Below are 22,047 nucleotides of genomic sequence, written 5' to 3' on the forward strand. Positions count from 1 at the left end.
TTGCGCCATTGACGCGGCTTGGAAGGCCCGTGTTTCTTGGCGAACCACTCGCCTTCGCCCTCAGACTTGATCCCTGTACTGTCGATCAAGAGATGCAGTGCGCCGGTGCTGGGGCGATATGCGGGGGGGCGCAGCGCGGCATTTCGCTAGCGTCTGGCTTTTTCACCGGGGAATCCAGGCGGAATCCACTTGGTTAAAAATCTTGCACAAAAAGTAGCAATATCAGTATCTTATGAAATCACGATCTGGCCGTGCTGGATTCTTTTGCGGAAGCCACCTGAGCCAGTTTGCGGAAGCCACCAAATCCACTTGGTGGAAGCCACCCACTCCAGAATCCACCGTAACCACTCCGTTGGCACCGCCCGCCTGAGCCTGGGGCTTTGATCTAAGACCCGTGTTTAACGACGTCGTTAACGACGTGTTTTATGCGGGGTGTGCGATGCGGGGCGAAATTCTTGGGGTGGAGCGGCGACGCTTCTGGCGGGACGAGGACAAGCTCGAGATTGTTATGGCGGTGGGCATCGGCGGGGCGACGGTGACGCAGGTTTCGCAGCGCCATGAGGTTACGCGGCAACAAATTTATGCCTCGCGGCATCGCCTCAAGAAGAAAGGTCTGTGGTCGCCCGATTGCGGGGTGCTGTTTTTTCCTATGGATCTACCTGTCGCGGCCGGGGTTCCGGCGGCGCAGTCTCCAGTTGTTGAAAGAGCGCCACCGAGTGCGGTTGAATTACGCTTACGGTGCGGCTGCTGTCTGCATTTTGATAGCACTATGGAGCCGGAGCGGCGCTGACGTCTTTGATCCGCGCGGTGGAAGCCGCATGATCGGGCCTGGCACCGGTGTTCGCGTGTATTTGGCCTGCGGCGTGACGAATATGAGGAAAGGGATCGCTGGATTGGCGGCTCTTGCTCAGGATGTCCTGCATCAGAAACCCGCCAGTGGCGCAGTCTTTGCATTCCGGGGGCGACGCGGGGATAGGATCAAGTTGCTCTATTGGGATGGCCATGGGTTTTGCCTTTATTACAAGGTTCTTGAGCGGGGCCGATTTCCGTGGCCGAGCGCCAAGGATGGGGCGGTTCGGCTGACCTCTGCGCAGCTCGCGATGCTCTGGGAGGGGATCGATTGGCGACGTCCGGACTGGGGGGCTCCGCCCGCGCGAGTAGGTTGATTTTGCGTCCGTATTTACGTTATTTATATGGTGCTTTAGCCTGATTTTTGGTAGTCAGGCGCATGTTGAAACATGCCAAAAATCTGCCAGATGATCCCGCCATTTTGAAGGCGATGATCGCGGCTTTTCAGGTGGAAAATGCCCGGATCGAGGCGGAGAATGCCAAGATGACGGCCACGTTGCGGGTCCACGACCAGTTGGTTCAGGCCCTTCGCTTGCGGATCGCCAAGCTGCAGAAACTGGCCTTCGGCAAATCCTCTGAAAAGATCGAGCGCGAGATTGAGCAGCTGGAACTGGCGCTCGAAGATCTGCTGGTCGCCGTGGCCGAGTGTGATGAGGCTCCCGTCGACGAAGCGCAGGACGAGCCGTCGCAAGAGCAGCCCTCCGCACCCGCCTTGCGCCGCCGCCCGCGTGTCTCGGATGAAACGCTGCGGGAGCGCCGCGAGCTTGATACTGGCACCTGCTGTCCTGACTGTGGCGGCGATCTGCGCGTGGTGGGCGAGGATGTCAGCGAACTCCTCGACATGATTGCAGCCTGGATGAAGGTGGTCCAGATCGCCCGCATCAAGAAATCCTGCCGCCGCTGCGAGCGGATGGTGCAGGAGCCAGCCCCCAGCCGCCCGATCCCGGGCAGCATGGCGGGCCCGAACTTTCTGGCGCATGTGCTGGTCTCGAAATTTGATGATCACTTGCCGCTCTATCGCCAGCACGAGATATTCGCCCGCATGGGTGCAGATATTCCCGAAAGCACGCTTGTCGGTTGGTGTGGCCGTGCCATGAAGACCCTGTCTCCGCTGATAGAGCGCATCGAGGCCGACATCATGGGCAGCGATCTACTCCATGCCGATGATACGCCGATCCGGGTGTTGGATCGGTTCTTGCGCGACAAAGGGCTTAGCAAAGGCGTCAAACAAGGCCGGATATGGGCTTATGTCCGCGACCAGCGCCCTTGGGCGGGGACTTCACCACCCGGGGCAGTCTATCGGTTCGCACCCGACTGGAAGGAAGAGCACGTTCTCGGCCATCTGGCCAACGTCCGCGGCATTCTGCAAGCTGCCGGCTACAAGGGCTATGCCAAGCTTTACGAGCCTGAACCCGATGGTGTGCCGCGTTTGCGCGAAGCAGCTTGTTGGGTCCACCTGCGGCGCGACTTCCACGATTTTTGGGCATCGACCAAGTCCGAGATCGCCCGCGAGGCGCTCGACCGGATCGGCAAGCTCTACGACATCGAGCGCAACGTCAACGGCCAGCCCGCTGACGTCCGCCATGCGGCGCGTCAAAGGCTGAGCCAGCCGAAGGTTGCGGCCTTTTTTGCCTGGTCCGAACAGCAGCTCCTGCGCGTTCTGGGCAAGAACGACCTGGCCAAGGCCTTCCGCTATGGCCTGAGCCGACAGGAGGCCTTCAGCTTGTTCCTGACTGACGGCCGTGTCGCCATTGATAACAATCCCGCCGAGCGCGCCCTGCGCCCGATTGGAATAGGACGGAAAAACTGGCTATTTGCAGGGGCCGATACCAGCGCGGAGACCCTCGCGCGTGCCATGACCGTTATCGAAGCCGCCAAGCTGAACAGCCTCGATCCGCAGGCCTATCTTGTCGATGTCCTCGACCGAATCCATGATCACAAGATCAACCGCTTGGACGAACTCCCGCCGTGGAACTGGGCACCGATTGTTGCTGATCACTCAGCGACTGCCTGATGTCCGCAGTCACCCACGTCTGCACCATCGACTACGTCGCCAAAATGTTGGACGAGGATGTCGAGCTTCTCGAGGCCATCGCCTACAATAGCGACAACCTGACATACGGGAGCATTATAAGCGTTTACGTCGGCCCCGACGAAACGATCACAGCCCTGACCGATGACGGCATCGAAGAACTAACGGATCTGATCAAAGCCGCCCGTCTCACCGCCAAGACCTGGTATGAATTCCTCGATGACTTCGTGGACGACACCGACCTCGTGCTGCGGATAAAGGCTAAATCACCGCGGTAGCAATGGAGCGGTTACGCAGGATCCCGATGCATGGGACAAGCTGACGGCTTTGCTTGGAAAAACTTGGACGCATGAAAGCGGCGCGGTCATGCAACTGTCCAAACTCGCCATCGACACCGGATATGAGGCCCCTGCAGTCTATGCGTGGTCCCGCACCGCCGATTACACCCAAGTCACGCCGATCAAGGGTGTTGAAAGCTTCAACCGTTCGACGCCGGTGTCGGTGCCAACCTTTGTCGACGTTACCATCGGCGGCAAACGGCTGCGCCGGGGCGCACGGCTCTGGACCATCGCCGTCTCAACCTTCACGGTGGAAACCTACCGGTTCCTGCGGCTGGAACGGCCGAGCGATGAAGATCAGGCGCTGGGCGTCTGCGATGCACCCGGCACAATGCATTTGCCCGCTTGGGCCGACACTGAATGGCTGAAGCAGCTGATGGCCAAACAGATGGTGACCGTCATTGATCATCCGGTGTAGAACAACTTGCCATCTAAAAGAAAATCGAAATGCAGGTCGGCTGACAGAGTGATGCGTCAATAGCCTTTCACCACTTCATCTGTCGCTTGATGCACGTCTGCCAGTTGGGCGGCAACAGCAGAGATAAGGAGGCGCACATCCGTCAGCAGCGAAGCAAAATCATAGCCCTGTGCCAGCATCTGGCGGATCATACTAGGCGAACCCGTGTGAATCCCGGCTATCTTCCCCACCGCTTTGGTGCGGATGGCAATGGTCGAGATCGCCTGTAAAACTTCTAGCACCGTCGGCTCCAATGTGGGTTCGTGGCCCAGCGACATGCCAAGATCGGACGGGCCGACATAGACTCCGTCGATCCCATTAACCGCAAGGATTGAATCCAGATTGTCCAGCGCCTCGCGGGTTTCTATCATGGCCAGCACCATAATCTTGGCGTTGGCGGCCTTAGCGTAGCCGGTGCCGTAAACCATATTCGCTCGTGTCGGTCCGAAGGATCTGCTGCCTAAGGGCGCATACCGCGTGGATTGTACCAGACGGCGGGCATCCTCGGCGGTGTTAACCATCGGGCAGATCACGCCAGAAAACCCCGCGTCGAGGCATTTCATTACGATGCCCGGTTCGTTCCACGGCACCCGGGCTAAAACTGGGGCGGGTAGGCCTTGCAGCACCTGCACCATTGTCAGCGCCATTTGGTAGTCGATAAGCCCATGCTGAAGATCAACAGTCATCAGATCGAACCCCTGCCGACCCATGATTTCAGCAGTCACGGCGGAGGGAATGGCGCACCAGCCGTTCACGGCTTTGCCTCCGCAGGCAAAATGGGCGTGCAGGTCGGTAATGGGCATGGAAGCGGTCCTTACAGGGGCTGGTCAAGCCAGCGGAGCAGTTCAGTGGCGGTTCGGGCAGGTTGTTCCAGCGTGGGAAAGTGGCCTGCGCCTGCGATTATCGCAAGACTGGATTGCGGCATCAGATCATGCATCAGGTCGTGGCGGTCCCGCGGGCACAGCCGGTCCCCTTCGCCCATCAATACGAGAGCGGGGCCTTTGAAGGTGGCCAAAGTGGCCCGTTGATCAGGGCGGTCGCGCAGGGCGCGGGACTGGCGTGCAAAGATTTCGGGGCCAAGGGCTAAGGCCATATCCATGCAAAGATCGAGGTTGTTTTCGCGGTCGGGACCAGGAAACAAGTAGTTGGGCTTCATTTCTTCACGCAGCACGCCTGCCAAGTCTCCTGACAGGGCGCGGGCAATCTGGCGGCCCCGGTTCGCCTGGACCTCTGGTGCCTCGGCGCGCGAATTGGTGTCGAGCAACGCAAGGCGCTCTACCCGGTCCGGGGCTTGGCGCAGAACCTCCATCGCCACAATACCACCCATCGACAGTCCGGCCAGCGCAAAACAGGGCGGGGCTTTGGCTATGAGGTGAGCGGCCAGTGCCTGCATCGTGTCGGCCTCGGTTGGCAGAACATGCTCGACCGCGCGCGGGTGCAAAAGCGCAGCCAATCCGCCCCACATGCGGGCATCGCACATCATGCCAGGGATTAGGACGAGCGGGGTCATTTCACCCTACGGGCACCTTCGGACGGCATGGCGAGCTTGGTCCAAGCGATTTCCGGGTCCACCGCGCCATACCCGGCGAACGTTTCAAAACCGCAATCAGACCCGGCGATCACGCGATCAGTACCAAGTATGGAAGTGAAGCGTTCCAGCCGCTGCGCCACGAGGTGAGGATGTTCGACGAAGTTGGTGGTAGTGTCCACCGCGCCAGAGAACAGAATTTTATCTTCTGGGATTTTCTTCGCGTGGTCACTTAAAACTGTCCATTCGTGGCCGTGGCGCGGATTGGCGTTCTCAAACAGGATGTATCTGGCGGGAACTTGCATCAATAGCGGGAAAACCGCCGCCATATCGATGTCGTAGACATGCGGGCCTTCGTAATTTCCCCAGCAGATGTGCAGACGGATGCGGTCTTGCGGTAGGCCTTGCAGGGCATGATTCAGCGCCTCGACATGAGTAGCCGCGACTTTGAGAAATTCATCGTCACTCAAGCTGGCGAAAAGCATGTGGCGCGACAGGGCAAGGTCGGGGCAATCCAGTTGTAGATCAAGCCCGGCATTGAGGATCGTTCGGTATTCGTCACGCATCGCATCGGCCAGCGCCAAAAGATAGGCCTCGCGCGTCGGGTAATGGGCATTTTGTAGGAACAGCGAGATCACACCTGGTGAAGCTGCTTTCATAAAGCCACCAGCAACCCTATGGGTCGCCATCGCCGACGTCAAATTGGCAATATCTTTCTGCAACTCTTCCTGCCCCTTCGATGCGACCCGGCCGATACATTGCGGCCGGGCATATTGCGGCCGGGCATATTGCGGTGAGCCTCCCTCTTTCGCGAGACGGTCAAGGAAGGTCGGGAACAGTTTTAGATCGGCAGGCGCATTGCGCGCGCTATCACCGCCAAAGCTAGTGTAGCGGTCTTTGACATAAGTAGCGTAGCTGATCTTCGACACTTCGCCATCCGACATGATGTCAATGCCTGCAGCATTCTGACGGCGCACGTTTTCGGCTACCGCCGCCGTCATGCAGGCATCAATGGCGGCGGGGTCGTAAACGTGGCCCTTTTCGCGCGCAAAGAGAAAACCGACCACGGTTTGCGGCCGGGGAAGTGAGCCTACATGAGTCGAAAGCAGCGGCATGATTTGTCCTGTGCAAGCAGGTGGCGGGGCGAACCCTGCTCTACCAATGTGGCACCCCGTGGGGTGGAGTTAACCCAGCGATCACAGCAGGCGGCCGGTCACCCCCGCTGGATCCTCGGTGCCGATGACGCGATACAAAGAGGCTTCTCCGGTCATCGACGGGGTCAGCGCATGTTCCAGCCCCGGCGGAATTGCAGCGGTATCGCCGGGGTTAAGAACCGTCGATCCCCCGCCCCAAGTCAGCCGCCAATGCCCACGCATCGGCATCAGAATCTCGTGCCGGTTCTGGGTGTAGCGCGCATTGGAGATAGAGTTGCGCGACAAGAGTTCCACCTCGAACCCCGGGCGATCCCGCAGCTTGCCTTCCGAGCCGATTACCTTGGCAGGCTGGTGATCTGACAAAGCCATTAGATCCTGATAACGCGCGACACAGTTCGGGACGACCTCAGTGGTGGTGGGTTCGGGGATCGCTTGCAGTTCCGCGTCCGTCAACAGCGGCATGGGCGGCACACCTTCAGGCAGGCTTTGAGCCTTTTTGGTGTCATACAGCTTGCCGTTTTTGCCTAAGATCAGCCCGTAGTTTTTGGCATCGGTGATCACTTGAGGGGCCCAGACCACGCCGCCACCGGCATCGTCGCCTCCAAGGATGGCCATAATCATTCCGTAATCGGTACCGACGTTTTCAAAGGCGCGGAATATGCCGGTGGGGATGTTGAAAATGTCGCCTTCTTCGGCAATGAATTCGCCCGCCGTGCCCCAGCGTCCCCAAAAAAACCGCCAGCGGCCTTTCAGCACAAAAAACACTTCGGCGGTGCGGTGGGTGTGCAATGAGTTGCGGCACTTCGGCGGCTGTCCAGCAGCGCCGATGTTGAAACCGGGGGTGTCACGGATATGGACGTGTTGATCGGAGCTTTCGGAAACGCCACCGCCGATGATAGTGAAGTTTTCCTTCTGGTCTGATCCCGGCGTATGGGCGTCAATGAAGGCGGTCTTGCAGGGGCGCAGATCGCCATAACGGACGATGCGGCTTTCCATTTCTTGCGGAGTCATGATCGGCCTTTCAGTTAAATCAGGTTTGATCAATCAGCGGTCCAGCCGCCGTCGATGAGAAGTGATGTTCCGGTGACAAGACTGGCCGCATCGGAGGCTAGGAAGGCCACTGCGCCCATAATATCGGTGACCTCCCCCACGCGACCGAGTTTGATTTTCGACAGCACCCAAGCGGTGCGTTCGGGATTACTGAACGTCTGCTCGGTAAGTGCTGTACGGATGAAAGTCGGTGCAATGGTGTTGACCCGAATGCCGTGCGGGCCCCATTCGATGGCCATGGATTTGGTCATGCCTTCCAGCGCGTGTTTGCTGGCAGAATAAACAGCGCGGTTGACGCCACCAACATGGCCCATCTGCGAAGATATGTTGATCAGACTGCCGGGTTTGCCTTCGGCTATCAGCCGTGCGGCGATGGCGCGGGTCAAGAAATAGGCGGCACGGAAGTTAAGATTGGTGCTTGCGTCAAAATCGTCCAGCGTGGTCGCGGTGGCGGGCGAGTGGCGGGCAAGGCCAGCCGAGTTCACTAGAATGTCAAAGGTGGGCAATGCGGCCAAGGCGAAATCGGTCGTGGCAACGTCGGTAATATCCAGCGTTAGGGTTGCGACCTGCATGCCTAGCGCAGTCATCTCGGCGGCTAGCGCCTTCAATTCTCGGTTCCGACGCGCGCAGAGTGTCACCATTGCCCCTTGTTCGGCCAACGCTACAGCACAAGCGGCGCCAATACCCGAGGACGCTCCCGCAACCAGCGCACGGCGACCGTCCAGACGGAACGAAGGGGTGCGGGGCAGGATCATTCGGCAGCAGCTCCATAGGGAATATTCTTGTGGCCGTAGCGGCGCACACGTATGTTGCATTGTTCAGCGTGTCCGACGAAACCTTCCAGCAAACAGAGGCGTGACCCATATTCGCCGATCATTGCCGCGGCCTCATCCGTCACAATGCGCTGATAACTATGGGTTTTCAGAAACTTGCCAACCCAGAGGCCGCCGGTATAGCGACCAGCCTTTTTGGTGGGTAATGTGTGGTTAGTGCCAATTACTTTGTCACCGTAAGCTACATTGGTTCGCGGCCCAAGGAACAGCGCGCCGTAAGAGTGCATGTGTTCCAAAAACCAGTTATCGCGGTCAGTCATTACCTGCACATGTTCAGAAGCGATGTCATTGGCCACCGACAGTATCTCATCGTAAGTATCGCACAGGATAATTTGGCCGTAGTCGGCCCAGGATACACCTGCAGTAGCGGCGGTGGGCAGGATCTTCAGCAGGCGGCCAATTTCAACCAGCGTACGGTCGGCCAGTTTGCGCGAATTGGTTACCAGAACGGCGGGGGAGTTGTAGCCGTGTTCGGCCTGCCCCAGCAGATCAGTCGCACAAAGTTCAGCGTCGACCGTATCATCGGCGATCAGCATTGTTTCGGTCGGACCAGCGAACAAATCAATACCGACGCGGCCATAAAGTTGGCGCTTTGCCTCTGCCACAAAGGCATTGCCGGGGCCAACCAGCATATCAACCGGTTTGATGGTTTGCGTGCCTATGGCCATGGCAGCCACAGCCTGCATGCCGCCTAGGACATAAATCTCATGGGCACCAGCCATGTGCATGGCTGCGACGATGGCCGGGTGCGGCGCGCCGCGAAATGGAGGGGCAGATGCGATGATGCGTGGCACCCCCGCGACCGCAGCCGTCAGCACAGACATATGAGCCGAAGCCACCATGGGAAACTTGCCGCCCGGCACATAGCAACCAACCGATTGCACCGGGATGGTGCGATGGCCCAAGATGACGCCCGGAATGGTTTCTACCTCGATATCGGTAATACTCTCCCGCTGCACTTCAGCAAACCGACGGATCTGGGTCTGAGCAAAACGGATATCCTCCATGTCCCGCACAGACACTTTTTGCACCGCCGCTTGGATTTCTGACGCACTCAGTCGAAAATCGACTGGCGCATAACCATCGAACTTAGCCGACCACTCGCGCACCGCTGCATCGCCGCGCGCAGCGATGTCGGCGAGCACGCTTTCAACTGTGGCTCGCACTTTTGCATCGTCCTTAGCCCGCTCGACGTCGGGACGCCCGCACTTGAGATAGGTGATTGTCATGACATATTTCCTTCAAATACGCGCGCCGGACGTGGTGTCAAACTGGTGACAGGCGGTACTCGGGACAGCGATGCTGACCAGATCACCGATCTTGGCGCGGTGATCCTTCGCTGCTTTCACCGCGACCAGTGCGCCGCCCGCCCGAACGGTGATCATCGTCGCATCTCCCAACAACTCCACCGAATAAATTGGCGCGTTGATCTCGCCCTGCGCCGCAATACACACGTCCTCGGCGCGGAAGCCCAAAGTGGCGGGTCCGTCCTGGCTCGCGAGGTTCACCACGCGCACATTCTCACCCTCAAATACTCCAGCGGTGATCCGCCCTGCCATCAAATTCATCGCCGGATTTCCGATAAAACCAGCGACGAACACATTAGCCGGGTGGTCATAGATATCTAACGGCGTGCCTATCTGCTGAATGATGCCCTTGTTCATAACCACAATCCGGTCAGCCAAAGTCATCGCCTCAATCTGATCGTGGGTCACATAGATCGTAGTGACTTTTAGCTCATGACTCAGATTCTTGATCTGCGCCCGCGTGCTGGCCCGCAGTTTGGCATCCAAGTTCGACAGCGGCTCGTCCATAAGGAAAACGTCCGGCTGCCGCACTACAGCGCGTGCCAGCGCTACCCTCTGCCGTTGACCGCCCGATAGCTGCGCCGGGCGTCGGTCAAGGTAATCGCCCAAGTCTACCATCGCTGCAGCCCGAAGTACGCGCGTGCGATGTTCATTTTCAGGTATCTTCCGCACGCGGAGGGGAAAACGGATATTCTCATAAACAGTTAGATTCGGGTAAAGTGCATAGCTTTGGAATACCATCGCGATATTGCGGTCCTTGGGGTCAAGATCATTCACCCGCCGCCCACCAATCATGATGTCACCTCCGCTCGCATCCTCCAATCCGGCGATCATCCGCATTGTGGTGGTCTTGCCGCAACCTGATGGCCCCAACAGTACTAGGAACTCGCGGTCACCAATCGTCAAATTCAGATCGTGCACCCCGACAAAGGCACCCCAGCGTTTGCTGATGTTTTTCAGGACGATCTCTGCCATGGACGGTTCCTAATCTTGGGCATGGGCAAGGCGGTGACGCACCAGCGCCTCAACCTGCTCGGGGTTCAACTGGTCAATTGCCACGGTGTAAGTGTGGGTTGAAAACGCGAATTCTTTATTTCCGGCGGTCTTCCGATGCACTGCCGCTCAAAGGCGATATACGCAGATCCGTCACTTGAAGGACCGCTGGGCAGCGCCTCAAAGAGCGTATGGTGCAGATCAACGTGGACGTAAATCAGCCAAGCTGCACGCAACATCAGGATGCCCAGACGGATCTCACCGAATAACCGATTCACCCGCCACGCGATATCGCGGGTTCCGGCGACTGGTTTGCGGATATGGAGAGGAGAGCGAGCGGGCGTTTCGGGTAACGCCCAACAGCCTAGAAGGCAAAAATTCGCATTGGTCAGGACATGCTCGTCGTTTCGATTTTCCGAGAGAAAAAAGTCGTTCTGATAAAATCCGCCCTGCGTCGGCAGCGGCTCATTCGGGATGGGTCGCACCACGATACTTTCGGAGCGACTGAAAGTCTCGCGCGCTACAAAATCTGGGCGCGGTAATCCACTCAGAACTGTGCAGCAAATCTCGCTCGACGCAGACAAGGGATTAGGGTCCAGCAAATGAACCGCTTCAGACCGCGCCATCATCATCCTAAGGCGCACCACAATCTGCTTTGCGCATGCCTTATCTACCCGCAGCCAGTTGGCAGGGTCGAAAAGCTGCATTTCCGTCAGACGTCTTGAGCGCGGGCCGGCCCAACTGGCCCCGACCGGGCGGACGTGCAACACAGCGCTCATCCCGTTATCGCCCCGGCGGTGATGCCACCAACGAGCGGCCGCTCAAAAAACCTAACCAGGAAAGAAATCCGTACCGGTGACCTGACCTCTTCAGCCGCAGCATACATTGTCTTGCCCTCATTTTCGATTTTCCCGAAAATACTCGCGATTTTGGGTACAATCGTCTGATTTTCCTGCCCCATCATGAGGCCGGCTGCAGTCAAGTCGTTGTAGGCCAGCAGAAAGCTGGAGACACACATGATCACCACTCCAAGCCAGGTCACCTGCATAACTACCGTACGAAACGACTGAAACCGCGACCAGCCATTCACTATTGCGCTTTCAACCAAAACGCACGGCATGCCCGGAACGAACAAAAACATAGTCCACACTATGATTTGCCGATTCAGCACCATCAACACTGTTATCGCGGTCAGAAGGTATTCCCAGATTCTCGGCTGACAAAACGGCAAGACATAGACTGACTGCAGCATGATGTTGGGCATCACCCAAACCACCAGTGCCCCTAGAACGCCGTAGAATAGGCAGAGAAAGGTCATTCGTGCTAACTCATAGCCGCTCACTCTGTTGAAGGTGAGTGAGATAATCGTGGCGCAAACGGTGACAATAGCCGTGTTGATGCACACCTTCCAAAATGCTGATACGACCGAAGCCCGATAAAACCCCCTGCCGGTAGAGGCCAAAGCGGCCTCGGCGCTTGCACTGGTTTTTGGAATAGACGATTTCCACTTTTCGCAGGAAAATAAGTCCCTCGGCGCCTCAAACGACTCTCGGATCGGCGTGTAAAACGAATACACCACCTGCAGCATACACGGAGGAATGAGGCCCGCAAATTTCCTTTCGCTGTTTGGAATGTTGAAAGTTGCTGCCATTGTTCTATCATCATTCATAAGGTGCAATCGTATGCATTAAAGACAACATATTCGCTGCTCCGACGCAAGTTATATTTCTGAGCCAAGCTTGTTGGCTGTAAAATTACTGCCGATAAGCATCTGTAGATAATTAAGAGGCTTGCATGCCTAAGCACTTTCTCTCGCCATATCCATGGTTAGAGCAAAGGAAAGTCGGGTCGGATGATGAAAGGTTCCTATCCGAAGTGGTAGGATCTTTTCGACTGCCTTCTTGGCATTGTAACCTCGTTATGACCTGCCATTGCCACGCTTTAGTACGTCTGATCTCGGACTCTGCGCTGCGTCCCGGTTCAAACTTTGCCGCTTTCTAGGTCGCGTGTGCGTCGTTCGACGCGGCTAGGCTTAAATTGGCGCCGTCAGACAGACCCTGTCGCGAGCAGTATCTGCTTCCAAACCGCAATCTCATCAAACAGCGTGAACTCGCGTCGCAGCCCCCATGGCCCCCATTCAGCATGGGTTATGCCCATGACGTGTACGTCCGCCCCCGTCGGTGCGCCGAAGGCGCCAAAACCGTCATGCTTTCCGGTTAGGCTCCACCGCACGGCGGCGCGGTTGGGCTGACCTGAATCCTCCCGTCCGATGACGTGGTGCACCTCAAATCGGGCGGAGGGGAAGGCACAGCGGAGCCGCATCCATTCGGTTTCGGCAAATCCGACCCCCCAGCCGCCGCGCAGGCCGGGATGCTCAGTGCGCACCGCACGATCATAGGCGCGCGCGATCACGGTAAAATCCTTGGCCATTATCTGCGTCAGTACATCCGCGAGCCGGGCGCCAAAAACATTGTCATTGCCGTGCGATAGATAAAGTCCTTGCACGTCAGTCTCGGGCGAGAATGGCCGCCGCGCCTTATCCGGCCCGCCTTCCCGCGCGATCTGATCACGAACATATTCGACAGTGTCGATATTCAGTTGCATCAGCAACCCCGACCCGTCGCGCACCAGCCATTCATCGTAAATTCTGTTCGCCTTTGCCGCGCAGTCGGCGATCGCCCGGATGGTCATTCGCCGCCCGGTCGGCGGGCCATAGTACCCGTGCCCGGAGTGAGTGCCAGAACTGACGATCCTGTGCGACGACAGGTAGCCGTCCTGATCGTTGCCGCACCATATCACATCCTCACTCAGAAGCTCCCGGTCGGGAAACTCAGCAATGGTGGTCAGCGTGCCGTCGATCACGTTGATATTGCCCATCGTGATGCCCAAAGGCAAGCGCATGATCACATCGGGGTCGTAGTATTCATGCAGGGTGGTCAGTCCCCTGCCTTCCCAGATTTCATGCGTTATCCCGTTGATATAGCCGGGGAAATCTTTAAATTTCGGATTGAAGCCCTTCATTTTGGCCACCTTTCGGGTTGTCTTGCGGAGCCGCGCACAATTAACGACCCGTTGATGCGGATTTTATGGGGGGCATAGTCGCCCTCGATTTGGCCAATCAGAGCCGTAACGGTCGCTTCGACCATCTGGTTTACTGGTTGGCGCACAGTTGTCAGGTCATAGGCGAGCCAAGCGGCCAGCGGCACATCGTCGTACCCCACCACCGAAACATCTTCCGGCACGCGAAGGCCAAGTTCGTTGCGCAGTGTGTCGATCACAGCAAAGGCCATGTGGTCGTTCCCGACGAAAATTGCGTCGGGTCGATCTGTCCCCGCCATCATCTCGCGCGTAACGGCGGCGGCAGTCTCGCGCGAATACATCCCATCAACGATGCTGAAGGGCACGAGCCCGGCCTCGGCCATCCCATCACGGAACCCCTGCGCCCGGTCGCGTCCGGTGGAGGAACCCTGCCACCCGGCGATATGGGCGATGCGCGTATGCCCGCCCGAGACAAGAAAATCGGTCACGCGACGGGCACCGGCCAGATTGTCCGAGGTGACTTCCGACAGTCGCTCGTCATCTTGCCCACGGTTAAACATTACCACAGGAATGCCCGCCGCCGCGCAGCGGGTTGTTAGGTCGTTCGACATCGCGACGCTTGCGGTTATAATCCCGTCCACTTGATAATCCAGCAATTCCTCGATGACTTGAGCGACCTTGTTGGTTGCATTGCCCGCAATAAAAACCAACACATGATAGCCCCGGTCCTGCAGCGCTAGTGACAGACGTTCCAGTGCTACCGGATAGAACTGGTTCTCCAGGTAGGCGACCACCAGCCCGATCATCCGGCTTCGCCCAGTGATCAGCGAGCGGGCGAGCACGTTCGGACGGTAGCCAAGCGTCTCGGCCGCCACCCGCACCTTGGCAGTGGTGATCTTGGACACGCTGGCTCCGGGCGTGTAGGCCCGGCTGACCGCTGACTGGCTGACACCCGCCAGCCTCGCCACGTCAAGCGAGGTGATCTTGTCATTGCTCATTTAGGACTCCCATCGCACGTCCGCCTCTGACCTGCGATGCTCGTCGCCGAGAGGTAACCAAATATATGCGTCATTTTGGCAAACCCGAAGGTGCAGTCGCCCCGCCTCATTCCGGTCTCGGCGCGGGGCGTTCGCCGGAGTCATGATGCTCCCACCCTTCGCCACTGAAAATGTCCCGGCCAAGTTGCAACAGCACCGAAGCGAAATCAACGAAAACCGGGTTGTCCTTGATCCGGCCATCTTCGACCTTCCAGAAATCCATGTACGGCATGCTTATCCGCTTACCGGTCGCGGGGATTCCCATGAAGGGCCCGTAATGCGTGCCTTCGAGAACACCGAAACAGGCAGCCCAGTCACCATCGGCGATAAATTGTTCGGTCTTGTAGACACGGTCCTTGAACGCAGCTCGGATCGGGAACTGCCAGTTATGGCGAAATTCCATCAGTCCTTTCTTGGTGCCGCAGCCAACATTGCCACGCCAGATAAAATCTTCGTGAAAATGCAAGTGCATTTCGTTCGAGGCGCGCCCCAGCGCATCCTCCATATCCTTGACCACCTTCATTGTTTCGGCGGAGCGGGCGGCGTGTTCGGTTATATCTGTCATCTTGAGTCTCCTGAGGTAAGAATGGTCAGCCTTTGACTGCACCAGCGGTCAGGCCGCTGACGATGCGGCGCTGAAAGAACAGCACCAATATGAAAAGCGGGGTGATCACCGAAACAGTTGCGGCCACCGCATACATCAGCCGCCCTGCCTGCTGTGTGGTACCGAGAAATGCCGCAATGCGTGGTACCATGGTTTGGTTGGTTTCCGACAGCAGAGTGGCACAGATCACAAAATCACTGTAGCCCACGAGGAAGGAGAAGATGCCTGTGGTTACCAATCCCGGCCACATGACCGGCATGATGATCAGGCGGAATGCCTGAAACCGGGTGCAGCCATCGACCAGCGCGCTTTCGTCCAGATCACGCGGAATGGACAGAAAGAACGAATGCAGCAGCCATAGCGTGAACGGTTGATTCAAAGCCACCAACACAATGATCGTTGTGGACAAATGCCCCCAGAGGTTCAGTTCGAAGAATGGAAGTAGGTATCCCGAAACCAGTGCGATCCCCGGCATTGCCCGGAACAACAGCGCCACGATCAGTATCCAGAAGGCGTAGCGATGACCGGACCGCGCCAGCGCATACCCCCCAAGTGTCCCAAAGGTCAGCGAGATTAGCGTGACGGACACGGTCACAACAATGGTGTTAACTGCGGCTTTCCAGAATTCCTCGGTAATCCAGACGCCGCGATAGGCGTCCAACGTCATCGTACCGCCAGTTTGTTCTAGCGTACGACGGCCCGTTATCGCGTCTATCCAACCGGTATATGAAAAGAAATCAGCCTCAACTTTAAAGCTGCCCCAAACGGTCCAAGCAAACGGCACGACTGCAACGATCAGCCAAAGGACGGTAAAGACAACAGCGAACAGCATTAAAAGCGGGGGGGTGCGGTGGGCGCGCGAACTCATGATTCATACCTTCTGCCGGAATGTCTGGGAACTTCGGATCATCGACGGCACAAGCAGCACACCGATACACAAGATCGTCAGCATTGAAGTTGCCGCCGCTGAACCAAAAAGCGGCGAGTCCCCGCTCCTCAGGTCGTTAAACACGAGCGTCGACAGTGACGAAGCGTAGGCCCCGGCGCTGAACCCCACAATCGTTTCGAACACCCTAAAATTGTCCATGATGCTGACAACGACTAGGAACGTCATCAAGGGGCGCAGATGCGGCAGAACAACCAACCGCAGCCGCATGAAGCGTGAAGCACCGTCGATCATCGCCGCTTCTAGAGTGTCGCGTGGAACGGTCTGCAACCCGGCGTAGAGGATGATGAATACGAATGGCGCTGCATTCCATGTGCCATGCAAGAATAGTATTATCCAGGTTAGTGCTGGCGACGCTTTGAGTGATAGTTCCGGATCACTGAACAGCCATTGCAGTCCCGAGCCGATAATGCCGCGTTGGTCGATCATCCAGAACAGCACCAGTGCCGACAGCAATGTCGGCACGATCATCGGCAGCAAGGTGAAGTAGATCACCGTACCGCGCAGCGCTCGAGGCAGCGCATTCACCGCTAACGCGATGGCAAAGCCAAAGAGGATCGAGGCGGGCGTCACGATGAAAGTGAATGCAAGCGTGAAGGCCATCGCCTTGTAGAATGGCAGGTTCATGAGTCCCGACAACACTGCGCTCATATCGGGCGCGGTGCGCCATAGCTCCGCAATCTCGTGTGTGGCCAAGTGTGTGGCGTTCAGATAAGTGCCGAGGCCGTTGAAACGGCCCTGTGGTTGCGAGTCACGCAGCTCTGTCATCGCATTGACATCAATGCGCATGGCGGTTTTGCACCCAAACGGATCGCAGGTTTCAACGGCATTCATCACCTGTTTATGCTCCACGAACACCGACTGATAGGCGACTGAGGCAATGGGCAGCGCAATGAATAGCAACATCGCCACCAGCGAGGGCAATATGAAACCAAAAAAGGTCTTGTGCGGCATTGCATCCACCCCGTCCTGCAAGAACAGCCGGGAGGAGCAGATTGCCCTCCCGACCAAAGATCACTTCAGATATCCAGCTTCGGTCGCGGCCGTCGTGTAAGATTTGGTCGCATCGGCCAGTGCCTGCTTTGGAGTTTCATCGCCTAGCAGGAACTTTGAGATATTGGTGCCGATGGCGGTGTGCATATATCCCATAAATGGGTCCATCGGGTAGGCCGTTGCCCCGCCCTTCACACTGCCCAAAACGCCCACGGCAGCGGCAGTCGGCTCATAACCGTCAATCAACCATACCGCCACGTTCGGGTTCGCCTTTGCCATGTCGATCGAGACCGCATGCATCATAGTCCGAAATGACGCTTCTGCATCCACGTCAGTGATATTTTTTGCTATCGTGAAACCGTCCCACCATACCGTCGTAGCTGGCGTTGTGCCGCCCCCGACAGTCGGTGCCGCTGCCATGCGCGTAAGCTTGGCAATTTCTGGCGCGTTGCTACTTTCTGGTAAGAAGGAGCTGGCGCGCGAGCCCCAGAGGTTTGCCATGGCCACCTCACCAGCGTCCCAAATCGGCACTATGGATTCGGTGTCGTAGGTCATGAACTCGGGGTTCATATAGCTCGACAGCGCCTTCATCATCTCGAGCGCCTTAACGGCCTTTTCGTTGTTGATCGTTGCCTTGGCCGTTCCCGGCTCGAAGAAACTGCCACCATAGCCGAAGTACATGTTAACGAACTCTTCGGCCAGATCCCAATCGGGCTTGTAGGTGCCAGCCAGCGGATACTTCATCAAGCCCTTGGCCCGGATTGCCTCGGCCGCAGTCAGCACATCTTCGTAGGTTGTAGGCACAGGCACACCGGCTTTGGCCAAAATGTCCTCTCGGTAGAAAAAATGCTGCGCGTTGGCCATGAAGGCAATGGCCACTACTTTGCCATCCACCTTAATCAGTTGATTCGGCTTAAGTTGCTGGCCGTATTCAGCCACAAGATCATCCATTGGCCGCACCAAGCCCTCGTTTAAAAGCGCAGTCAGCGAACTGTTCGAGATGATGGCCACCGTATATTCTGCAGGGTTGGCAGTCAGCGCCGGGCCCTGCAGTTTGTCGTGTTCGGTGGTCTGGTTTTTCGTGACCGTGACTGTTGGGCTCGCGCATTCTTCCGCCGCCTTGCCCACCACAGTCAGCGAACTGAAACTATTCGAAAGAATCCGGACAGATCCTTCGGGAATGCCGCAATCAGCCAGAGCAGGAACTGCAAGTAGCGCACCCAGTGCAAAGGTGGCGGTGCAAAGACGTATCATCTTGATCGACCTCCAGTTTGTTTTTGTTGGTTTGGCCAAAGTATCGGCCATTTGTGTTCGTGACTGCCTGCAAGGCAACGCGTCTCACGCGGGCAGTGGGTTTAATGGGACGCGCAACAACTCAACGTTAGCAATTGAAGAATACGATTGCAAATGGAAACTGCATAGGTTTGCATAAGCAGCAAGTGCCACGGTACAACGAAAAATGGACTCGTCGGTTCCAACGCACTGCCACGCCACCCCCTTGCACTTTCAGGAGTTGAACGATGACAAACTTTCAGACGGAAAAAGCGATCGTTCGGGCCCATCATGACGCTTTAGCGCAAGCCGCACCTGACACGGTGACCGAGATCCTTGCGCGGCATACGACACCCAATTGGCACTGGCGCGGCATGCATCCCTTCCATGAGCAACATGGAGCCGCCGCTGTCGCCGCCACGTTTTGGAAACCGTTCCTAACCGCTATGACACGCGTTCAGCGTCGGCCGGACATCTTCATGGCAGGCTTAAATGAGATGGACAGCTTTGAGTCTGTCTGGGTCGTCTCTATGGGGCACCTCATGGGGCTGTTCGACCGGCCGTTTTTGGGGATCAGCCCTACGGCGCGGATCGGCATGCTACGCTACGCTGAGTTCAATCGGGTCGAGGGCGGCAAGATTGCCGAAACTGCATTCTTCTGCGATATTCCTCACTTGATGATCCAAGCCGGGCAGAATCCGTTTCCGCCGCAGACCGGCGCGCATCTGGTGCAGCCTGGGCCCGCAACGCATCTGGGTCTGATGTATGAGTGTCAGGACCCAGTCGCTGGCCAGGCAACGCTCGCCTCGATCAATGCCATGCTCAATGACATGGGATCCAAGAACCGAAACCCCAACTACGAAGTAGAACTGGCACGTACTTGGAATGATGACATGATATGGTGGGGCCCGGCGGGGATTGGTGCGACTTACACGATCCCACGTTATATTTGCCAGCATGCAGGACCCTTCCGCCAAGCACTATCAAAAGGTTACCGATTCAATGGCCATCTTTGCAGATTAGCCGAAGGCGACTTCGGAGGGTTCTTCGGTTGGGCTAATCTTACGTTAGCGAACTCAGGAGGGTACATGGGAATGACGGCGAGCCCGGGACCGGCCGACATGCGAGTGGTCGACCTGTATCGTGCCGAAGGAGGCAAGCTGAGCGAAAACTGGGTCTTCATCGACATCCTGCATTTTTTGAATATGCAGGGTCTCGATGTTTTGGCTCGATTGGAGATAATACAACACCCTCAGGTTTGAACAGATGCAAGACCGTCAAACTGGATTGTTTGAAGCAGGTGTTTCATGACCAAAGGTTTCGGCCATTCTTCGAATGGCAGGTTGCTGGAAATCAGGGTGGTGCTGACCTGCCACTTATCTTTCATCCAGTCGTGACCTGAGTCCCTTTGAGCTACTCCCCATCGTTTGGACAGTTTCCGGGGTGATTTAAGCTACTGCCTGGACCTGCTGATCGGTTTCGGTTGCGTTGAAGTAGCCCACGGCGGGCGGTTGACCGCCATGGGCGGCATGAGGCTGCTGGTGGTTGTAGAAGGTGATCCAGCGTCCGACTCCGGCCTGTGACCCGGTCTCCCAAGCGTGCAGGCAGCTTTACGGCGTGTCCCATCTAAAATTTTCGGCGAGATCATGCCGCCCCACTTGGAAGTTGACCATAACTGTTGTGGTAGATTTTGCCTAGTATGGGGTGCGTAAACTTTAAGGCCGACCAGGTGCTATCGACGCTTAAAGCAGTGCTTTCAACAAGCCCGTGGCTGTAGCCGATCTTGATGACGTGCGGCAGAGTAAGATCAGTATCTAACTGTCGGCCCTTCGGCCATGACACCCACAGCATGCCCGATGCGCCAAGATGTGCTTTAAGTTTTGGAAACGTGTTGTCCATTTCAGCCTGGCTCAGCGCGAAAAAATGAATGTAGCCGAAGTCCCCATCGAGCGCATCGCAGACATTCAGGCTGGGGTGAGCAAGTGCCTTAAGCGCTGACTCAGGTGCATTCACGAAATGGGTTCGTGTTTCTTCCTTGATCCCCATCTTTTGAGAGAAGGTTCGGGCCATGGCAACGTCCATTCTACATGGTTGCGCAAATCGGATTAGCGAGATTGCTTTTGATCACCGCCCCCACTTGCGAGCGTTTGCAGATAGTGGGGGCTGTGCATTAACCCCAGGATGTTTCCAAATGGGTAGACAACTGAAGCCGTGGCGAACTCACATCCGAGTTCGGTTACGGGCTCGTTCTCTTGCGCGCCAAGCTTTATCAATTGCGCAAGGGGCGCTGACAAATCGTCGACATGCCAGCGAACAACCGCACCTCCCGGACTGGTACGCGTCTGTTCGGGCAGGTAACTGCGGTCTATGATCCCCAACTCATGCTGGTAGTCGCCAAGCCGGAACTCGACATAGGCGGGCGTGACTGCATCGGGACGCTGGAAGTAAGGCTCGATGCCCAAGAAAATCGCGTACCAGTCGCGCGCTTTTACAACGTCATTGGCCGAGATGTTGACCTGTGCAAGGCCCCTAAACTTATCATTGGCTGACATCGCGGTCCCAATCCTTGACTAAAGCCGTCGTCGTCTCAATAATTCTAAGCGGATCGGCGAAGGCCAATTTCTCAGCCCCGCCCGACCTTGTTTAAGGAAGGATACCAATCCGGCCGCCGCCCGGCGGGCGTCATGTCAAGCACCGTCCAGAGCGGGTCGATTTCGGGCGCACCGCGCGGGTCCTGGCCAGGATCGCTTTCGGTCATCTCGCCGGACCAGAAGTGCCGAACCACGTCGTCGTCTTTGCAGAACACGTTGAGGCCAGGCACGTCGCCGTCCTGTGCGTCCACCCAATCCCGGGTGAAGTCACCCGAGGGGTCGCAGTAGACGGGCAAGTCTGGCATACTAAGTTCGTGTTTGGCCGCCACCAAACGCGCCAAGGGCGAGCGGGCGACGAAAGCGACGCCCATGGTCTCGCGGAGCGCGGGCACGCGCAGCGCCAAAGCGTTCATGAACCCGGCGCACATCGGGCAGGACGCCTTCCGCTCGGGCCCGAACATGTAATTATAAACGAAGAGGGCGCCGTGGCCGCCGAAAAGGTCAGCCAGCGTAACCTCTCCCTCCTCGCCGACAAAGCAATAGGCGCGGGTCACCTCAGCCCCCGGCGGCAGGTCACGGCGTTCGGCAGCGACGCTCTCGGTAAGGCGCCGCAATTCGTACTCGCGGGCAAGCAGGCGTTGGCATGCTGCCCGATAGTCGGCAGACTCGCCGGGATGGCGCACAGGATTGCGGGCGGCTAAGACGCTCACGGATTCAAGCTTGACGTCGTCAAGACTGGCGTTGCGCGTGGTAAAATCTTCAGTCATGGCGTTCACTTTCTGTACATTTGGACGTCTTGGTCTTCGGGTTATAAATTTGACCCGGCTAATGTGACCGCTTGGCTGCCACACGCAAACTTCAAAATATCAGGTTTTTGCCATGCCCTTTGGATCCATCCACAAGATCTGTCAATCAGCGTCGAATATTGAACAGGTAACAGCGTTCAATATTGATCAGTTTGGGCGCTGATTTTCTTGCGCTGTTTGAAGCGCCAGGAGTCATTTCCGGTTTCGAGAATGTCGCA

Annotated in this window: 23 protein-coding genes and 2 pseudogenes; 6 read left to right on the forward strand and 19 right to left on the reverse strand. The window is 57.2% G+C overall.

Annotation, left to right across the window (positions count from 1 at the left end; genetic code table 11):
- Positions 1-119: pseudogene (locus ACP7AP_RS22020) on the reverse strand (IS5/IS1182 family transposase); the annotation flags it as partial.
- 275 nt (positions 120-394) lie between these two features.
- Here ACP7AP_RS22020 and ACP7AP_RS22025 point away from each other — a divergent pair.
- The 5 genes and pseudogenes from ACP7AP_RS22025 to ACP7AP_RS22045 all read left to right on the forward strand — a co-directional run.
- Positions 395-790, forward strand: a complete 396-nt coding sequence (locus tag ACP7AP_RS22025; protein WP_426037735.1) for a transposase — start codon at positions 395-397, stop codon at positions 788-790.
- Between the two features lie 28 nt (positions 791-818).
- Entirely contained in the window at positions 819-1,166 is a 348-nt protein-coding gene (gene tnpB, locus ACP7AP_RS22030) for an IS66 family insertion sequence element accessory protein TnpB (protein ID WP_426037737.1), read from the forward strand.
- 62 nt (positions 1,167-1,228) lie between these two features.
- A complete protein-coding gene (tnpC, locus tag ACP7AP_RS22035) occupies positions 1,229-2,863 on the forward strand; it encodes an IS66 family transposase (protein ID WP_426037739.1) in 1,635 nt (544 codons plus the stop codon).
- Positions 2,863-3,159: a hypothetical protein gene (locus ACP7AP_RS22040; protein WP_426037741.1), complete on the forward strand. Its 297-nt coding sequence runs from the start codon at positions 2,863-2,865 to the stop codon at positions 3,157-3,159. The genes tnpC and ACP7AP_RS22040 overlap by 1 nt, the downstream gene beginning before the upstream one ends.
- 19 nt (positions 3,160-3,178) lie before the next feature.
- Positions 3,179-3,619, forward strand: a pseudogene (locus ACP7AP_RS22045) (terminase gpA endonuclease subunit); the annotation flags it as partial.
- Between the two features lie 74 nt (positions 3,620-3,693).
- On the opposite strand, the gene ACP7AP_RS22050 reads toward ACP7AP_RS22045, so the two are convergent.
- The 15 genes from ACP7AP_RS22050 to ACP7AP_RS22120 form a co-directional block, all read right to left on the reverse strand.
- Positions 3,694-4,479 (reverse strand): HpcH/HpaI aldolase family protein, encoded by a 786-nt coding sequence (locus ACP7AP_RS22050; protein ID WP_426037743.1) that lies wholly within the window; start codon positions 4,477-4,479, stop codon positions 3,694-3,696.
- An 11-nt stretch (positions 4,480-4,490) separates the two neighbouring features.
- Positions 4,491-5,186 carry an alpha/beta fold hydrolase gene (locus tag ACP7AP_RS22055; RefSeq protein ID WP_426037745.1) on the reverse strand — a complete coding sequence of 232 codons (696 nt, stop codon included), beginning with the start codon at positions 5,184-5,186 and terminating at the stop codon, positions 4,491-4,493.
- Positions 5,183-6,319 carry a cobalamin-independent methionine synthase II family protein gene (locus ACP7AP_RS22060; RefSeq protein ID WP_426037747.1) on the reverse strand — a complete coding sequence of 379 codons (1,137 nt, stop codon included), beginning with the start codon at positions 6,317-6,319 and terminating at the stop codon, positions 5,183-5,185. Before ACP7AP_RS22060 ends, ACP7AP_RS22055 begins: the two co-directional genes overlap by 4 nt.
- An 81-nt stretch (positions 6,320-6,400) precedes the next feature.
- Positions 6,401-7,369, reverse strand: a complete 969-nt coding sequence (locus ACP7AP_RS22065) for a cupin domain-containing protein (protein ID WP_426037749.1) — start codon at positions 7,367-7,369, stop codon at positions 6,401-6,403.
- A 29-nt stretch (positions 7,370-7,398) separates the two neighbouring features.
- Positions 7,399-8,163 (reverse strand): SDR family NAD(P)-dependent oxidoreductase, encoded by a 765-nt coding sequence (locus tag ACP7AP_RS22070; protein WP_426037751.1) that lies wholly within the window; start codon positions 8,161-8,163, stop codon positions 7,399-7,401.
- Positions 8,160-9,470 carry a histidinol dehydrogenase gene (hisD, locus tag ACP7AP_RS22075; RefSeq protein WP_426037753.1) on the reverse strand — a complete coding sequence of 437 codons (1,311 nt, stop codon included), beginning with the start codon at positions 9,468-9,470 and terminating at the stop codon, positions 8,160-8,162. Before hisD ends, ACP7AP_RS22070 begins: the two co-directional genes overlap by 4 nt.
- A gap of 12 nt (positions 9,471-9,482) precedes the next feature.
- Complete coding sequence (locus ACP7AP_RS22080; RefSeq protein ID WP_426037755.1) at positions 9,483-10,523, reverse strand: ABC transporter ATP-binding protein; 1,041 nt, start codon at positions 10,521-10,523, stop codon at positions 9,483-9,485.
- 65 nt (positions 10,524-10,588) lie between these two features.
- On the reverse strand, positions 10,589-11,320 hold the full coding sequence (locus tag ACP7AP_RS22085; protein WP_426037756.1) for a heme-dependent oxidative N-demethylase subunit alpha family protein: 732 nt from the start codon (positions 11,318-11,320) through the stop codon (positions 10,589-10,591).
- Positions 11,317-12,192, reverse strand: coding sequence for a carbohydrate ABC transporter permease (locus ACP7AP_RS22090; protein ID WP_426037757.1), 876 nt, complete (start codon positions 12,190-12,192; stop codon positions 11,317-11,319). Before ACP7AP_RS22090 ends, ACP7AP_RS22085 begins: the two co-directional genes overlap by 4 nt.
- A gap of 395 nt (positions 12,193-12,587) precedes the next feature.
- Positions 12,588-13,562, reverse strand: a complete 975-nt coding sequence (locus ACP7AP_RS22095) for an ester cyclase (RefSeq protein WP_426037759.1) — start codon at positions 13,560-13,562, stop codon at positions 12,588-12,590.
- Positions 13,559-14,578: a LacI family DNA-binding transcriptional regulator gene (locus ACP7AP_RS22100; protein ID WP_426037761.1), complete on the reverse strand. Its 1,020-nt coding sequence runs from the start codon at positions 14,576-14,578 to the stop codon at positions 13,559-13,561. Before ACP7AP_RS22100 ends, ACP7AP_RS22095 begins: the two co-directional genes overlap by 4 nt.
- A gap of 106 nt (positions 14,579-14,684) precedes the next feature.
- Entirely contained in the window at positions 14,685-15,182 is a 498-nt protein-coding gene (locus ACP7AP_RS22105; protein WP_426037763.1) for an ester cyclase, read from the reverse strand.
- A gap of 25 nt (positions 15,183-15,207) precedes the next feature.
- Positions 15,208-16,089 (reverse strand): carbohydrate ABC transporter permease, encoded by an 882-nt coding sequence (locus ACP7AP_RS22110; protein WP_426037765.1) that lies wholly within the window; start codon positions 16,087-16,089, stop codon positions 15,208-15,210.
- 3 nt (positions 16,090-16,092) lie between these two features.
- The gene (locus tag ACP7AP_RS22115) at positions 16,093-17,121 is read right to left on the reverse strand and encodes a carbohydrate ABC transporter permease (RefSeq protein WP_426037767.1); all 1,029 of its coding nucleotides are present in this window, start codon (positions 17,119-17,121) and stop codon (positions 16,093-16,095) included.
- A 60-nt stretch (positions 17,122-17,181) separates the two neighbouring features.
- On the reverse strand, positions 17,182-18,465 hold the full coding sequence (locus ACP7AP_RS22120) for an ABC transporter substrate-binding protein (protein WP_426037769.1): 1,284 nt from the start codon (positions 18,463-18,465) through the stop codon (positions 17,182-17,184).
- Positions 18,466-18,680: 215 nt separating this feature from the next.
- On the opposite strand from ACP7AP_RS22120, the gene ACP7AP_RS22125 reads away from it, so the two are divergent.
- Positions 18,681-19,694 carry a nuclear transport factor 2 family protein gene (locus ACP7AP_RS22125; protein WP_426037771.1) on the forward strand — a complete coding sequence of 338 codons (1,014 nt, stop codon included), beginning with the start codon at positions 18,681-18,683 and terminating at the stop codon, positions 19,692-19,694.
- 382 nt (positions 19,695-20,076) lie between these two features.
- On the opposite strand, the gene ACP7AP_RS22130 is transcribed toward ACP7AP_RS22125, so the two are convergent.
- From ACP7AP_RS22130 to ACP7AP_RS22140, 3 genes are all read right to left on the reverse strand, one after another.
- Positions 20,077-20,502: a hypothetical protein gene (locus tag ACP7AP_RS22130; RefSeq protein ID WP_426037773.1), complete on the reverse strand. Its 426-nt coding sequence runs from the start codon at positions 20,500-20,502 to the stop codon at positions 20,077-20,079.
- Positions 20,503-20,537: 35 nt separating this feature from the next.
- Positions 20,538-20,984 (reverse strand): VOC family protein, encoded by a 447-nt coding sequence (locus tag ACP7AP_RS22135; RefSeq protein WP_426037775.1) that lies wholly within the window; start codon positions 20,982-20,984, stop codon positions 20,538-20,540.
- A 71-nt stretch (positions 20,985-21,055) separates the two neighbouring features.
- Positions 21,056-21,790 (reverse strand): DUF899 family protein, encoded by a 735-nt coding sequence (locus ACP7AP_RS22140; RefSeq protein WP_426037777.1) that lies wholly within the window; start codon positions 21,788-21,790, stop codon positions 21,056-21,058.
- Positions 21,791-22,047: the final 257 nt, after the last annotated feature.

It is taken from the genome of Cypionkella sp. TWP1-2-1b2 (assembly GCF_049896245.1).
Taxonomy (GTDB): Bacteria; Pseudomonadota; Alphaproteobacteria; order Rhodobacterales; family Rhodobacteraceae; genus Cypionkella.

Excerpts from the sequence above, each read along its gene's own strand:
- tnpB (WP_426037737.1), top strand. The coding sequence starts at position 819 with ATGATCGGGCCTGGCACCGGTGTTCGCGTGTATTTGGCCTGCGGCGTG.
- tnpC (WP_426037739.1), top strand. The coding sequence starts at position 1,229 with ATGTTGAAACATGCCAAAAATCTGCCAGATGATCCCGCCATTTTGAAG.
- ACP7AP_RS22040 (WP_426037741.1), top strand. The coding sequence starts at position 2,863 with ATGTCCGCAGTCACCCACGTCTGCACCATCGACTACGTCGCCAAAATG.
- ACP7AP_RS22050 (WP_426037743.1), bottom strand. The coding sequence starts at position 4,479 with ATGCCCATTACCGACCTGCACGCCCATTTTGCCTGCGGAGGCAAAGCC.
- ACP7AP_RS22055 (WP_426037745.1), bottom strand. The coding sequence starts at position 5,186 with ATGACCCCGCTCGTCCTAATCCCTGGCATGATGTGCGATGCCCGCATG.
- ACP7AP_RS22060 (WP_426037747.1), bottom strand. The coding sequence starts at position 6,319 with ATGCCGCTGCTTTCGACTCATGTAGGCTCACTTCCCCGGCCGCAAACC.
- ACP7AP_RS22065 (WP_426037749.1), bottom strand. The coding sequence starts at position 7,369 with ATGACTCCGCAAGAAATGGAAAGCCGCATCGTCCGTTATGGCGATCTG.
- ACP7AP_RS22070 (WP_426037751.1), bottom strand. The coding sequence starts at position 8,163 with ATGATCCTGCCCCGCACCCCTTCGTTCCGTCTGGACGGTCGCCGTGCG.
- hisD (WP_426037753.1), bottom strand. The coding sequence starts at position 9,470 with ATGACAATCACCTATCTCAAGTGCGGGCGTCCCGACGTCGAGCGGGCT.
- ACP7AP_RS22080 (WP_426037755.1), bottom strand. The coding sequence starts at position 10,523 with ATGGCAGAGATCGTCCTGAAAAACATCAGCAAACGCTGGGGTGCCTTT.
- ACP7AP_RS22085 (WP_426037756.1), bottom strand. The coding sequence starts at position 11,320 with ATGAGCGCTGTGTTGCACGTCCGCCCGGTCGGGGCCAGTTGGGCCGGC.
- ACP7AP_RS22090 (WP_426037757.1), bottom strand. The coding sequence starts at position 12,192 with ATGGCAGCAACTTTCAACATTCCAAACAGCGAAAGGAAATTTGCGGGC.
- ACP7AP_RS22095 (WP_426037759.1), bottom strand. The coding sequence starts at position 13,562 with ATGAAGGGCTTCAATCCGAAATTTAAAGATTTCCCCGGCTATATCAAC.
- ACP7AP_RS22100 (WP_426037761.1), bottom strand. The coding sequence starts at position 14,578 with ATGAGCAATGACAAGATCACCTCGCTTGACGTGGCGAGGCTGGCGGGT.
- ACP7AP_RS22105 (WP_426037763.1), bottom strand. The coding sequence starts at position 15,182 with ATGACAGATATAACCGAACACGCCGCCCGCTCCGCCGAAACAATGAAG.
- ACP7AP_RS22110 (WP_426037765.1), bottom strand. The coding sequence starts at position 16,089 with ATGAGTTCGCGCGCCCACCGCACCCCCCCGCTTTTAATGCTGTTCGCT.
- ACP7AP_RS22115 (WP_426037767.1), bottom strand. The coding sequence starts at position 17,121 with ATGCCGCACAAGACCTTTTTTGGTTTCATATTGCCCTCGCTGGTGGCG.
- ACP7AP_RS22120 (WP_426037769.1), bottom strand. The coding sequence starts at position 18,465 with ATGGCCGATACTTTGGCCAAACCAACAAAAACAAACTGGAGGTCGATC.
- ACP7AP_RS22125 (WP_426037771.1), top strand. The coding sequence starts at position 18,681 with ATGACAAACTTTCAGACGGAAAAAGCGATCGTTCGGGCCCATCATGAC.
- ACP7AP_RS22130 (WP_426037773.1), bottom strand. The coding sequence starts at position 20,502 with ATGGCCCGAACCTTCTCTCAAAAGATGGGGATCAAGGAAGAAACACGA.
- ACP7AP_RS22135 (WP_426037775.1), bottom strand. The coding sequence starts at position 20,984 with ATGTCAGCCAATGATAAGTTTAGGGGCCTTGCACAGGTCAACATCTCG.
- ACP7AP_RS22140 (WP_426037777.1), bottom strand. The coding sequence starts at position 21,790 with ATGACTGAAGATTTTACCACGCGCAACGCCAGTCTTGACGACGTCAAG.